Annotated in this window: 10 protein-coding genes; 8 read left to right on the plus strand and 2 right to left on the minus strand. The window is 73.4% G+C overall.

Going from position 1 to position 13,684, the window contains the following annotated elements:
• The first annotated feature begins 72 nt into the window (after positions 1-72).
• Positions 73-987, plus strand: coding sequence for a hypothetical protein (locus ACWCP6_RS30225; protein WP_450935760.1), 915 nt, complete (start codon positions 73-75; stop codon positions 985-987).
• On the opposite strand, the gene ACWCP6_RS30230 is transcribed toward ACWCP6_RS30225, so the two are convergent.
• On the minus strand, positions 902-2,248 hold the full coding sequence (locus tag ACWCP6_RS30230) for an aminotransferase-like domain-containing protein (protein WP_450935761.1): 1,347 nt from the start codon (positions 2,246-2,248) through the stop codon (positions 902-904). The genes ACWCP6_RS30225 and ACWCP6_RS30230 overlap by 86 nt on opposite strands.
• A gap of 92 nt (positions 2,249-2,340) precedes the next feature.
• Between ACWCP6_RS30230 and ACWCP6_RS30235 the strand changes: the two genes are divergently transcribed.
• From ACWCP6_RS30235 to ACWCP6_RS30245, 3 genes are all read left to right on the plus strand, one after another.
• Complete coding sequence (locus ACWCP6_RS30235) at positions 2,341-3,108, plus strand: alpha/beta fold hydrolase (protein WP_450935762.1); 768 nt, start codon at positions 2,341-2,343, stop codon at positions 3,106-3,108.
• 741 nt (positions 3,109-3,849) lie between these two features.
• A complete protein-coding gene (locus tag ACWCP6_RS30240) occupies positions 3,850-4,818 on the plus strand; it encodes an endonuclease/exonuclease/phosphatase family protein (protein ID WP_450935763.1) in 969 nt (322 codons plus the stop codon).
• Positions 4,819-4,825: 7 nt separating this feature from the next.
• A complete protein-coding gene (locus ACWCP6_RS30245) occupies positions 4,826-6,802 on the plus strand; it encodes an FUSC family protein (RefSeq protein WP_450935764.1) in 1,977 nt (658 codons plus the stop codon).
• A gap of 129 nt (positions 6,803-6,931) precedes the next feature.
• Here the strand turns inward: ACWCP6_RS30245 and snpA are convergent, their stop codons facing one another.
• Complete coding sequence (snpA, locus tag ACWCP6_RS30250; RefSeq protein ID WP_450935792.1) at positions 6,932-7,627, minus strand: snapalysin; 696 nt, start codon at positions 7,625-7,627, stop codon at positions 6,932-6,934.
• A 206-nt stretch (positions 7,628-7,833) separates the two neighbouring features.
• On the opposite strand from snpA, the gene ACWCP6_RS30255 reads away from it, so the two are divergent.
• The 4 genes from ACWCP6_RS30255 (at position 7,834) to metG (ending at position 13,517) form a co-directional block, all read left to right on the plus strand.
• Positions 7,834-8,928 (plus strand): LysR family transcriptional regulator, encoded by a 1,095-nt coding sequence (locus ACWCP6_RS30255; protein WP_450935765.1) that lies wholly within the window; start codon positions 7,834-7,836, stop codon positions 8,926-8,928.
• A 167-nt stretch (positions 8,929-9,095) separates the two neighbouring features.
• Positions 9,096-9,716 carry a hypothetical protein gene (locus ACWCP6_RS30260; protein ID WP_450935766.1) on the plus strand — a complete coding sequence of 207 codons (621 nt, stop codon included), beginning with the start codon at positions 9,096-9,098 and terminating at the stop codon, positions 9,714-9,716.
• Between the two features lie 284 nt (positions 9,717-10,000).
• Complete coding sequence (locus ACWCP6_RS30265; protein ID WP_450935767.1) at positions 10,001-11,620, plus strand: VWA domain-containing protein; 1,620 nt, start codon at positions 10,001-10,003, stop codon at positions 11,618-11,620.
• Between the two features lie 169 nt (positions 11,621-11,789).
• Positions 11,790-13,517, plus strand: coding sequence for a methionine--tRNA ligase (gene metG / locus ACWCP6_RS30270; RefSeq protein ID WP_450935768.1), 1,728 nt, complete (start codon positions 11,790-11,792; stop codon positions 13,515-13,517).
• Positions 13,518-13,684: the final 167 nt, after the last annotated feature.

Consider the following 13,684-nt stretch of genomic DNA (forward strand, 5'->3'; position numbering starts at 1 on the left):
ATCGGCGGAACGTACCACCCGAGCGCTCCACGGCCCCGTGGTTCCGGGCCTGGACCGGGTTATGCCTGAAGGGTGTCCCCTCGTGTCCGGAGCGTCGTGTCGGCGGTGCTGCTCACCGCCGCATGCGTCCTGGTGCCCCCGGCGGCCCTCTCCGCCTGGGCCACGTACGACATCGGCGACACCGGACCGTACGTCGTGACGATGGCACCGCTGGCGTCGGACCCGCCGGTGCAGGACGCGGTCGCGGGCGACGTCACCGACGCGATCATGCAGGAGATCGACACCTCCGAGACCGGACCGTCGGGGCCGATGCGCAGCAAGGTGCGCGCGTTCGTGCACGACGCGGTGCGGTCCTTCACCGACACACCGGCCTTCCGGGCGGCCTGGAACACGGCGAACGAGGCCGCACACGACGCGGTGATGGAAGCCGTCCGGAGCGACAGCGCCAGCGCCGTGACCATCGATCTTGCGCCCATCCTCCAGCAGGTCAAACAGCAGCTCACGACGGACGGCGTGGCCTTCGCGGACCGCATCCCCGTCACCCACAACAACGTCACCGTGGTGCGGGCCACGGACCTCGCGAAGGTCCGGAAGGGATTCCACGTGTTCCAGCTGATGGGCTTCTGGCTTCCCCTGGGGACCGTTCTGCTCGCCGTCGGGGGGATCCTGCTCTCGATGGGGCGGCGCAGGGCGGTCGCGGCGACCGCCCTGGGGGTCGCCCTGGCCGGCGCCTCGCTCGGCGTCGCCATCGCCGTGGGCCGCACGCTCACCCTCGACGACCTGCCCCCGGACGTGTCGCGGGACGCCGCGGGCGCCGTCTACGACGCGCTCACGGACTCCCTGCGCACCGCCGTGTGGATCATCATCGCGCTGGGCCTTGCGGTGGCGGGCGGCGCCTGGCTCACGGGCCGGCTGCGGCGACGGCGGCGAGCGTCCGCAGCGCGGAGGTCAGCTCCGGTGGACTCGCAGACGCGAGTCCGAGCCTGACCGCGTCCACGGTGGCGTGGTCCTTCCCCGGGCCCGGTCCGGCCGCGAAGGCCGGTCCCGGCGTGACGGCGATCCCGTGTGCGGCCGCCGCGGCCGTGAAGGTGTCCGCCCGCCAGGGCGCGGGCAGCCGCCACCAGGCGAAGTAGGCGTACGGTGCGGCGTCCACCGTGAAACCGGCCAGCTCCCGCCCGACGATCCGCTGCCGGGCCGCCGCGTCCTTCCGCTTGGCGTCCACCAGCCTGGCCACGGTCCCGTCCTCGATCCACCGCACGGCCGCCTCCAGCGCGAACCGCGGCGCCGTCCACCCCCCGGACCGCAGCACCGCGGCGACCGGCTCGACGGCCGACTCGGGCGTGACGAGGAATCCGACGGTCAGCCCCGGGGCGACCCGCTTCGACAGCCCGTCGACGAGGTGGGTGCGCTCGGGGGCATGGGCGGCGAACGGCGCGGACCCCGCGCCGTGCGGCCGGAGGAACGCCCAGATGCGGTCCTCGACGACGGGCAGGTCCAGCTCGCGCACGCACGCGGCCAGTTCCCGCATCCGCTCACCGTCCATCGTCACGGACGTCGGGTTGTGCAGGGTCGGCTGTACGTACACCGCACTGAGCGGCGTACCGCGGTGGGCGGCGGCGAGCGCGTCCGGCCTGAGTCCCCGCGCGTCCGTCGCGACGGGGACGAGGACGATACTCAGCCGCCGGGCGATGTCCTTGACCAGGGGATACGTCAGCGACTCCACGGCGACGCGGGCGCCCGGACGGGCGAGGGCGGCGAGGGCACCGGCGATGGCCTGGCGGGCGTTCCCTGCGAACAGGACCCGGTCGGAGGCGGGGCGCCAGCCCGGCACGGCCAGGAGCGACGCCGCGGCCTCGCGCGCAACGGGCGTGCCGGCGGCGGGGCCGGTACGGGTGGCCTCGGCGAGGACGTCGGGGCGCAGCAGGGGGGCGAGCCCGGCCGCGAGCAGTTCGGACTGGCCCTCCACCGACGGGTAGTTCAGTTCCAGGTTGATCCGCGCCGTGGTCGCGGGCTCGGCGAGAGCGCGACCGGTCGGCGGGGCGCCGGCCCGGACGAAGGTGCCGCGGCCGACCTCACCCACGACCAGTCCGCGGCGCACGAGTTCGGCGTAGACGCGCCCGGCGGTCGACGCGGCGATGTGACGGCGCCGGGCGAAGAGACGCTGCGGAGGCAGCCGGTCGCCCGGCTTCAGCCGCCCCGACGCTATGTCCGCGGCGACGCGGTCGGCGATCCGCCGGTAGTCGTCCATGACCTCCCCCTCCGCTCGGCCCGCCCACGGGATTGCACCGAGGGCAAAGATCTTATTGCACCGAGAAGTTCACCGCTCCTAGGCTCACGCACATGACCTTCCTCTCCTACGGGGACGACGGCGCGGGAACGCCTCTCGTCCTGGTCCACGGCCATCCCTTCGACCGCACGATGTGGGCGCCGCAGGTCGCGGCCTTCGCGTCGACGCACCGTGTGATCACCCCGGATCTGCGCGGGTACGGCGGGTCGCCGGTGACCCCGGGCGTCGTCCCCCTGTCGGTCTTCGCCGAGGACATCGCCGAACTCCTCGACGAACTGGGCGTGGAGCGCTTCGTGCTCGGCGGTCTCTCCATGGGCGGTCAGATCGTCATGGAGTGCTACCGGCTGTTCGGGGAGCGGATCCGGGGGCTGGTCCTCGCCGACACGTTCGCGGCCGCCGAGACGGAGGAGGGGAAGAAGCAGCGCAACGAGACGGCGGACCGGCTGCTGCGGGAAGGGATGCGGGGGTACGCCGACGAGGTGCTGCACAGGATGGTGGCGCCGGACGCCGACCCGGATGTGGCGGCGCACGTCCACCGCATGATGACGGGTACGGCGCCGGAGGGAGCGGCGGCTGCCCTGCGGGGGCGGGCCGAACGGCCCGACTACCGGGAGCTGTTGACCCGGGTCACGGTGCCGGCCCTCGTCGTCGTCGGCGCGGACGACTCGTACACGCCCGTCTCCGATGCCGAGGCCCTCCATGCGGCCCTCCCCTGCTCCACGCTGCACGTGGTCGCCGGCGCGGCCCACATGCCCAACCTCGAACGCCCCCAGGCCTTCAACCAGGCCCTGGCCGCCTTCCTCCACACGCTCGAACCGTGACCCCGACCGGGTTCCCCCACACCGGTTGCCCGGCATCTACACCCCCACACGGCACTCGGGGCACCACCTGCACGCGGTAGCCCCGGGCACCGGCACCTCCGCCCCTCCGGGCACCACCAGGCAGCCCCCCGGGCACCACAGCACGTCGCACGCGGGACCCGGTACCGGGGGCTGTGCCCACCTTCCCCCAAGCTCTCGACTGTGCCCCCATCGCCCCTGGGGGTACCGCCCAGGCCCTTGAGGCACTGGGGGAGGAACGATTGCCCACAGCGGCAGCAGTGAAGCCGCCGTGAATCAGCGAACCCGCCAGGTCGGGACAGCCGCCGAACTGGCCGGAGGGGGCGTGGCGGGACCTCCGCCCGCAGCGGCCGGCGCGCAAGTGCCGAGTGGCTGAACATGTGACGGGTGCGCGCCGGTCCGAGGACGGAGGTCCCGGCGCGCACCCGACCCACCACGAGGCGAGGCGCACCGCCCAAGCACCGCAGGCCGCCCACGCACCCGACCCACCACGCACAGACGGCGCACCCGCCCAGGCACCGCACACCGCACGCGCCCCCGACCCACCACAAGGAAGGCGCACCGCCCGAGCGCCGCAGGCCGGACGCGGCGCTCACCCATGACGGCCTGAGCGCGCACCGCGCAGCGGCACGCAGCGGCACGCACTGTGAGGAAGAGGGGACGGCGGACGGTGCGTTGGGGGAGGATTCGGGCAGTGGTGTGGTGCGACGGGGGTACGGGGTGATGGCTGTGACCGTGGGGCGATGGACGGCCGGGACGGTGTTCGCCGGTGTGACCCTCGTCGTGGGCTGCCGAGCCGCGAACACCGACGGGATCACCCCGATCACACAGGTACTGGCCTTCCTGCCCTGGTTGACCGCCCCCACCATCGGCGCCCTGCTCATCGCCGCCGTCTCCCGATGGCGCACCGGACTCGTCTGGGGCCTGGCCGCCCTGGCCGCCCTGGCCTGGTACGGCGAGCCCTACGGCAGGGTCGCCGACCCCCACGGCACCCCGGTGGCCGAGCTCCGCGTCCTCGCGTCGAACGTCCAGTTCGGCCGCGGAGCCCCCGCCTTGGCGACAGCCGTCCGCCGCGACCGTCCAGACCTGGTCTTCGTCGAGGAGTGCGACCCCGCCTGCGCCGCCCTGCTCCAGGACCGTCTGCCCGCGGACACCTACCGCTACCGCAGCACCGTCGACCGCCCCGGCTCCGGGGGATCCGTGATCCTCAGCCGGTACCGCCTCACCCCGACCGCCGGTGTCCCCGGCACCATGGGGATGCCGGGAGCCGTCGCCGACGTCGCGGGCCACCCGGTACGGCTCCAGCTGGCCCACCCGATGCCGCCCCTGCCGCGCCAGGTCTCCCTCTGGCGCTCGGAACTCGGCGGCCTGCGCCGCTTCGCGGACGGGGACGGCGACCGCCCCACGATCCTGGCCGGGGACTTCAACGCCTCCCAGGACCACGCGGCGTTCCGCCGCATCCTCGACACCGGCCTGCACGACGGCGCCCGTCTCGCCGGCTCGCCCCGCACCCCGAGCTGGCCCTCGAACGCGCCGAGCCCGCTCGGCACCCAGATCGACCACGTCCTGGTGTCCCGGGTGTTCTCGGCGCGAGCCGTCCGCTTCCTGCAGCTCACCGACACCGACCACCGCGCGGTCCTCGTCGACCTCACCCTGCACGCCCCGGACGCCCCGGCCCGTACGCGCCGATAATGGGCGCATGTCCCGTGAGCTTTCCCGTCTGTCCCCACCCGACTGGCTGCTCAGGACGCTCAAACCCCAACCCGCGCCCGTCCCCTGGGGCGCCGCCGCCCGCGCATCGGCGGCCATGGCGCTCCCGCTCGCAGCGGGCCTGGCCACGGGATACACCGCCTACGGAGCCCTGGCTTCCATGGGCGCCCTCTCCGGCGTCATCGGCGACACCGCCGACGCGTACCGGATGCGCATCCTCAACATCGCCGTACCGCAGCTCTTCGGCGCCGTCGGCGTCACCCTCGGCTCCCTCGCCTTCGGCCACGGCTGGCTGACGGTCGCCGTCGTCACCGTGATCGCCCTGGTCTCGGGCATGATCTCGACGATCGGCGCGGTCGCGTCCGTGTCGGGCCTGCTGCTCCTGCTCAACGCGGTGGTGGGCGCGGGCCTTCCGCTTCCCGGCCCCTGGTGGCTGACGCCGGTCCTGATGGCCGGGGGTGGCCTCCTCGTACTCGCCCTGGCCCTGCTGACGTGGCCGCTGCGTTCCGGGGTGCCGGAACGTTCGGCCGTCGCGGCGACGTACCGCACGGCCGCCGATCTGCTCTCCACCGTGGGCCACCGCCCCTCCGGCACCCCGGAATCTCCTGCCCCGGTGGAGGCCGTCTCCTACGAGGACGCCCGGCGCGCCGTGACGACCTCGCTCAACCAGTCCTACGACCTGGTCCTGGCCCGCAGGGCCCGCGCGCACGGCCGCAACCCGGACCTCGTACGGCTCCTCGCCCAGCTGAACGCGATCACGACCGTGATCGAGGCGGCCCCGGCGGCCCACCAGGCCGGGGCCCCGCTGCCCGCGGAGATCCCTGCCGCGGTCCGCAGCCTCGCCGACGTGGTGGTGTCGGGCCGGGCGGGGGCCCTCGACCTGCGGCTCCCCGCGACCGAACCGGCCACCCCGGAACTCCGCGCCGTGGACCACGCCCTCCGCCACGCCGCCGACGTCGTCACCGGCCGTGATCCGGACCCGCAGAACATCGACGACCGGCTGGGCAGGCCCGCCGCCCTGTGGGTGCGGTGCCGCCGCGCCGCCCGCGCCGTCCTGCTCTCCGGGGCGTCCTGGCGCTACGGGCTGCGGCTCGCGCTCTGCATCGGCATCGCCCAGGCCCTGGTGTCGCTGGTCCTCGTGCCCCGCTCGTACTGGGTCGCGCTGACCATCACCTTCGTGATGAAGCCCGACTTCGGCTCGGTGTTCTCACGGGCGCTGCTGCGCGCACTCGGCACGGTCGCCGGGCTCGTACTCGCCGCGGCGGTGCTCACGGCGGTGCCGCGCGGCTGGTGGGACGTGGTGGTCATGATGCTGCTCGCCCCGCTGATCCCGGCGCTCTCCCCACGCGGCTACGGCTATCAGACCGCCACCATCACCCCGGTGATCCTGCTGCTCTCGGACATCCTCAACCACCAGGGCGTCGGCCTGCTCGCGCCACGGCTCCTCGACAGTCTGGTGGGCTGTGCGATCGCACTGGTGGTGGGCTATCTGCTGTGGCCGGAGAGCTGGCACGCCCGGATCGGCGACCGGCTCGCCGACGCGGTCACGGACAGCGCGCGCTACGTCGAGTACGCCTTCGGGCCGGCCGGCGACCCCGCCGCCCGCGCCCGGATGCGCCGGCGCCTGTACCGCGATCTGTCCGTCATCCGCACCGATTTCCAGCGTGCCCTCACCGAACCGCCGCCCATCGGCCGCCACGCCGCGGCCTGGTGGCCGCTGGTCGTCGCCGTCGAGCGCATCGTCGACGCGACGACCGGCGCCCGGGTACGCGTCAAGCACGGTGCGGGGGCGCCGCAGCCCGCCGAAGTGGGGCAGGTCGCCGCGCAGTTGCGGGCCCTCGCGGACCAGCTGCGCGCCGGCGGCGTACCGCAGACGCACACCCCCTCCGACGGCCCGCCGGACAGCGTCCTCGAACCGCTCCGGCAGGAGGTGGACGCGGCGCAGGCCGTCGCGTCCCCGCACTGACGCGGCACATGCCGGTGCGGGCCGCCCGGGGAGGGGCGGCCCGCACAGTGGGGGGTGGCGGTCGAGAGGGGTACCGGCCCCGGAGACGGGCGGAAGGTTCCCGCGCTCCGGAGGCCGGACCCGGTCGGTCTAGTGGACGGCGTGCGCCGTCCTCAGCTGCTTGAGCGCCTTGGCGAGGCCGTTGGCCCACAGCTGGTCCACGCGGGCCCGCTCGTTGGCGTCCGGCTGGGCGTTGGTGCAGGACGGGCCGGGGCCGCCGCCGGACATCAGCTCGCTGCACGGGCCCTCGTAGTGGTCCGGGAGGCCCAGCACGTGTCCGGTCTCGTGTGCGGCGACGCGCGTCGAGTCGTACTCCTTGTTCTGCGCGTAGTCGAGGAAGACGTAGCCCTTGCCGTGCCCGTCGGTCGACGCGTACGAGCCGCGCGGGTCGTCGCCCTCGCGGTACGAGAAGTCGGCTCCGCCGGAGCCCGCCTGGAGCTTCACGTTCGACACCGCGCCGTTCCAGATCTGCGCGCTGTTGGCTATCTGCTGCTGGAAGGTGGGCGCGCCGGAGGCGTCGTACGTGACCGTGACGGACTCGGCGTGCGGGTGCGCGGCGCGCTTCTCGGCCACCGACTTCACGACGGCCCGGAAGAAGGCCTTGTTCGCGGCGGCCTCCTCGGCGGACCCTGCGTACGCCGTGTACGACGGGCCGGTGTGGGCCGGTGTCTGTGCGGTCGCGGCCGGCGCCGCCGCGCCCAGGGACAGGGCGGCGACGCCGAGGCCGAGGCCGAGCGCGGCGGACAGGCCGCGCCTGCCCGGCCGACGGCTTGCGGAGGACTTCATGAATGTGGGGGGCTTCATGAAAAGGGGCTCCTAGTCGATCCGTTGTGGGGGAAGACCGATCGGTACGGTGAGTGTCGGGGAGCCCGGGGCCGAGCGGGATGATGGCAAACGGCGATAGCCTGGAGCTATCACGTGTCAACTCGTCTGGTTCCGGAGGGGTTTGGGAGGCTGGTGGGTCCCGCACACCCGTCCTAGGCTCAGGGGCCATGGAGCTCGAGGTGAGGCACCTGCGTGCGCTGTGCGCCATCGCGGACACCGGCAGCCTGCACCGAGCCGCCCGTCAACTCGGTATGACCCAGCCCTCGTTGAGCACACAGCTGCGCCGGATCGAACAGGCCGTGGGCGGCCGGCTCTTCCTCCGCGACCGCACCGGCTGCCGTCCCACACCGCTCGGCCGCACGCTCCTCGGGCGCGCCCGCCCGCTGGTCGAGGAGATGCGCGCCCTGGTCGCCGACACCCGGGCCGCGGCCGCGCTCGCCGCCGAAGGGCCCCAGCTGCGCATCGGCTCCACCGCCAGCCGCGCGATACCGGGCTGGCTGCGCCGCCTGCGCGCCCGGCCGCCCGGCGCCGAACCCACGCTCCAGATGGACGTGTCCGCGAACGCGCTGCTGCGGATGGTCGCTGCCGGCCAGCTCGACGTCGCGTTCGTGCACGAGGTGGAGGGCAGCCCGCTGCGCTTTCCCTCCGGGCTGTGCCGTCGCGTACTGGTGGACCGCGAACCGCAGTTCGTCACCCTGGCGGCCGACCATCCCGCGGCACGGCAGCGGGTCGTACGGCTCACCGATCTGGCGGACGACCGGTGGATGATCGATCCCACCGTGGACGGGGAGTGGGACGCGCTGGGCCGGGTGTTTCGCGCGGCAGGGCTGAGCCCGCGCGTCCTGCACGGCGACTACCTCACGGCCGCCGCGCTCGTCGCGTCGGGCGAGGTCGTCACGGTCTGCCAGCCCACCTCGCGCGGGCGCCCCGACATGGCGATACGCCCCCTGCACGGCGACCCCCTCGGCGTACGGCTGCTGCTCGTGGCGCGTACGCCGGAGCGGCTGGACGACGTGTACGGGGAGCTGGAGGAGGCGTACTGGGAGGCCGCGCGGCAGGCCCCCGCGTACCGGGAGTGGCTGCGGGAGCCCGCGGCGGGCGACGCCTGCGGGGCCTCCGGCACGGATGGTCCGGGACCGAGGTCGGAGGGCCCGGGGCCGGAGAGACCCGGCGCTGCGGGTCCACGGGGCACCGCGGGGCCGCAGGGGTCCGGGACCAACGACCCACGGAAACTCGGGACCTTCGGCCAGGACCGGCCCTGACCTGCCCCGACCTGCGGCTCCGTCCCGGTTTACCGGGTCGCCGCGCCACAGGGGCCGCGTTGTTACACGCCCTATGGGTAACCCACACACATCACCCGTAGCTTCATTTCCGTCGCCGCCCAAACAGGCATAAAGACGGACATCCAGCTACGAGGAGCGTTACCGCCATGCGCGCCACCCGACGCATCATCCGCACCGCCGCCATCGCCACCGGAGCGATAGCCGCTCTCGCCGCTCCGAGCGCGGCGGCCTTCGCGGACTCCGCCCCCGCCGCGCAGCAGTCGCGGACCTCCCGGCCCGGCGCCGAGGCCGACCGGACCTGGCGTGGGGCCTACCTGATCACCGTGAAGCTCGCCGACAGCTCCACGGCGAAGATCTACCGGCTGGGTCCGCACTCCTACCGGGCCGACGTCTACGCGAACGGCACACGGCTCGACTCCCTCGTCGCCCGGGGCAGGTCCGCGTACGGCGAGAACAACGGCCTGCACATCGCCCTGCATCCCGACGGCTCGATCAGCTCCTGGGTCGAGGGCCGCTTCACGCCGAAGCCGCAGCCGAAGCCGGTGCCGGACCACCGCAAGCCCGCCCTCGTCGCGAAGGTGAAGCTCGTCGACGGCTCGACCGCGGTGATCCACCAGTTGGGCAAGAACGAGTACAAGGCCGACATCTACGCCCACGGGGTGCGGATCGACACCCTCGTCGCGAAGGGCAAGTCCGTTTACGGCCAGAACAACGGGCTGCACGTGGCGCTGCACCGGGACGGTTCCCTCAGCAGTTGGACGCAGTAGAGCCGTCGGTGGGGGGCCCGCGCTCGGGGGTGGCCCCCCACCGGCACATGTACAAGGGCGACGCATCCGCAAGGGAGTTGACCGGGAAGGGGAGCGCACCGGCGCGAAGGGGTGGGCGGACCGGGCGACCCTCCCCAAGATCGCGGGTTGCGGCGGCTAACCTTACGTGTCCCCCCTGGCCAGGGATTGGCGGGATTCAACTCACGCGGAGGGTTGCGCACATGGGCATTCTTAGTCGCCTGCGGGATGCGTTCGGGCGGTCACGGAAGGGGAAGGAAGCCGATATGTCGGTCTCCTCCTCGCCCGCCGACACTTCCGTCGCAGCCGAGTCCGAGGCACCGGTGTCCTTCGACGGTGCCGGTGCAGCCGGGACCGTGGAGCGGGGGGATTCCGACGTCGTCGTGGAGGCCCCCGCACAGACGGCGGCCGTGCCCGCACCGAGCACGGAGCCCTCGCCCTCGGCGGCGGACGATCTGGTGGCCGCGGCCTTCGACCGCGTGACGGTCCCCAGGCCTGCGCGGCCGGCGGACGAGGTGGTGGCCGACACCCCGGGTGAGCACGCGGCCGACGCCGCCCCCGAGGAGCCCCGGACCACGGCGGAGGCCGCCGAGGCCGACGCGTCCGCGGAGGCCGGGACCCCGGAGGCACAGCCTGCACCCGAGGCCGCCACGGAGGCCGTGGACGCCCCCGAGGCCGACCCTGCGGACGCTCCCGCCGAGGCTCCCGAGTCCGAGACCGGGATCGCTTCCCCGGCCGAGGGCACGACCGCGGACGAGAGCGAGGCCGCCGGGGAGACCGAGACCGCGGCCGAGCCCATCGTCGAGACCGGGACCGCGGCCGAGACCGGCGTCGACGCCGGGACGGTGACCGAGACCGTTGCCGAGGCAGAGCCCGTCCCGGCCCCCGCCGAGGCGGTCGCTGCCGAGCCCGAGCCCGCTGCCGAGCCCGAGCCCGCCGCGGCCGTCGCCGAACCCGAGGCCACCCCGGCTCCCGCCGAGCCCGAGGCCGAGGCCACGACCCCCGCCGACACCGCCGCCGCCGAGACCGAGGCCGCGCCCGAGGCCGCAGCCGCCGAGGCGGAGACCCCCGCCACCGAGCCCGAGCCCGAAGCCCCCGTCGCCGAGACCGAGGCCGAGCCCGAGCCCGAGGTCCAGGTCGAGGACGTCGACCCCGTCGACGTGCCGGAACCCGTCGCGGCCGCCCAGGACGAGACCGAGGCGTCCGACGCTCCGGCGGCCCCCGCCGGAAAGCCCGCCCTCTCGCTCGCCCGGCTGAAGAGCCGCGCACCGGGGCTGGCCGGCCCGTACAAGGCGGCCGGTGCCGTGCTCAAGAAGGCGGGGCTGGCCGGGGCGCGGGCGAAGGTCTACCTGGTGCTGGACCGGTCCGGGTCGATGCGGCCGTACTACAAGGACGGCTCGGCCCAGGGGCTCGGCGAGCAGGTACTGGCCCTCGCGGCGCACCTGGACCCCGAGGCCACGGTCCACGTCGTGTTCTTCTCGACCGATGTCGACGGCACGGGCGAGCTGACCCTCGACGACCACGAGGGCCGCGTCGACACGCTGCACGCGGAGCTCGGTCACATGGGGCGGACCGGCTACCACCGGGCCGTCGAGGAGGTCGTCGCGCACCACGAGAAGTCGGGGACCGAGGGCCCGGCGCTGGTCGTGTTCCAGACCGACGGGGCACCGGACGTGAAGGGCGCCGCCACGCAGGCGCTCGCCGACGCCGGCCGTCACCCGCTGTTCTTCCAGTTCGTCGCGTTCGGCGAGGAGGACGCGAAGGGCTTCGACTACCTGCGGAAGCTGAAGGCCGGGAACGCCGCGTTCTTCCACGCCGGCCCGGCGCCCCGCGAGCTCACCGACACGGAGCTCTACCGCGGGCTGCTGGACGCCTGGCGGCCGTAGCTTCCCGCGATCACCCGGTCGTCACCCCCGGCCGCCCCTTCCCGGTCCGTAAAACGGGAAGCGGGCGGCCGGGTCGTGTCGGCTACGATTTCAAGGTTCGTAGACGGTCGGCGGTCCTCCCTGGCGGACCGAATCGTCACCCCGCGTAGCGACTTGGGAGCAGCCCGCGATGGCTCGACACCTCATCACCAGCGCCCTTCCGTACATCAACGGGATCAAGCACCTGGGCAACATGGTGGGGTCCATGCTCCCGGCGGACGTGTACTCCCGGTACCTCCGCCAGCGCGGCCACGACGTCCTCTACATCTGTGCGACCGACGAGCACGGCACCCCTGCCGAGCTCGCCGCCAAGGAGGCAGGCCTCTCGGTCGACGCGTTCTGTGCGCAGGCGCACGAGGCGCAGAAGGCGGTCTACGACGGCTTCGAGCTGGCCTTCGACTACTTCGGTCGCAGCTCCAGCCCGCAGAACCGGGAGATCACGCAGCACTTCGCCCGGAAGCTGAACGAGAACGGCTTCATCGAGGAGCGTGCGATCCGCCAGGTGTACTCGCCGGTGGACGGCCGCTTCCTGCCGGACCGCTACGTGGAGGGCACCTGTCCGCACTGCGGTTACGACAAGGCGCGCGGCGACCAGTGCGAGAACTGCACCCGCGTCCTGGACCCGACGGACCTGATCGACCCGCGCTCGGCGATCTCCGGTTCGACGGACCTGGAGATCCGCGAGACCAAGCACCTCTTCCTGCTCCAGTCGAAGCTGCAGCACGAGGTGGAGGAGTGGATCGCCCAGGTCGCCGACGAGTGGCCGCACCTGGCCTCCTCCATCGCCCGCAAGTGGCTGACGGAGGGCCTGCACGACCGGGCGATCACCCGCGACCTGGACTGGGGTGTGCCGGTACCGGCCGACACCTGGCCGGAACTGGCCGCCGAGGGCAAGGTCTTCTACGTCTGGTTCGACGCCCCGATCGAGTACATCGGAGCGACGAAGGAGTGGTCGGAGGCGGCCCAGGACGGCGAGGTGCGCGACTGGAAGTCCTGGTGGTACGGCCCGGACGGCGCTGACGACGTCCGCTACACCCAGTTCATGGCCAAGGACAACGTCCCGTTCCACTCGGTGATGTTCCCCGCCACCGAGCTGGGCGTGCGCGAGCCGTGGAAGAAGGTCGACTACCTCAAGTCCTTCAACTGGCTGACCTACTACGGCGGCAAGTTCTCCACCTCGCAGAAGCGCGGCGTCTTCACCGACCAGGCCCTCCAGACCCTGCCCGCCGACTACTGGCGCTACTTCCTGATGGCCAACGCGCCCGAGTCGGACGACTCGTCCTTCACCTGGGAGCACTTCACGGCCACGGTGAACAAGGACCTGGCGGACACGCTCGGCAACTTCGTCAACCGCGTCCTGTCCTTCTCGCGCAAGCGCTTCGGCGACGACGTCCCGGCCGGAGCGCCGGCCGGCGACGCGGAGGCCAAGCTGGGCGAGCAGATCGCCGAGCTGCTGGCCGAGTACGAGTCGCACATGGAGACCCTGCAGTTCCGCAAGGCCGCCGCATCGCTGCGCGCCCTGTGGTCGGCGGGCAACTCCTATCTGGAGGAGAAGGCTCCCTGGCTGGAGATCAAGACGGACCAGGAGGCCGCGGCCCTCACGCTCCGTACGGCGATGAACCTGATCCACCTCTACGCGGTGGTCTCGGAGCCGTTCATCCCGGCGACGGCGAAGGCGATGCGCTCGGCGTTCGCCCTGGAGAACGACACGGCCGCCTGGGTGACTCCGGAGCGGGCCCGCGCCCTGGACTCCGTCCCGGCCGGCACCTCCTTCACGGTCCCGCCGGTCCTCTTCGCCAAGATCTCGGACGAGGACCTGGAGGAGTACAAGGAGCGCTTCGGCGGCGAGCCGCAGTGATCCGCGCAGCGGTCCGCCCCTGATCGACCGGGGCCTCGGGAACTGACGTTCCCGGGGCCCCGTTTGCGTCCCGCGCTCCCCGCGGCGGGCGCCCCGCGCACAGGCCGGCCCCGGGAGCGGCCCGCGGTCGCGTCCGCACGACGGGGCCGGTACTGACATGTTCTCGC

The sequence above is a fragment of the Streptomyces sp. NPDC002004 genome (assembly GCF_053593975.1).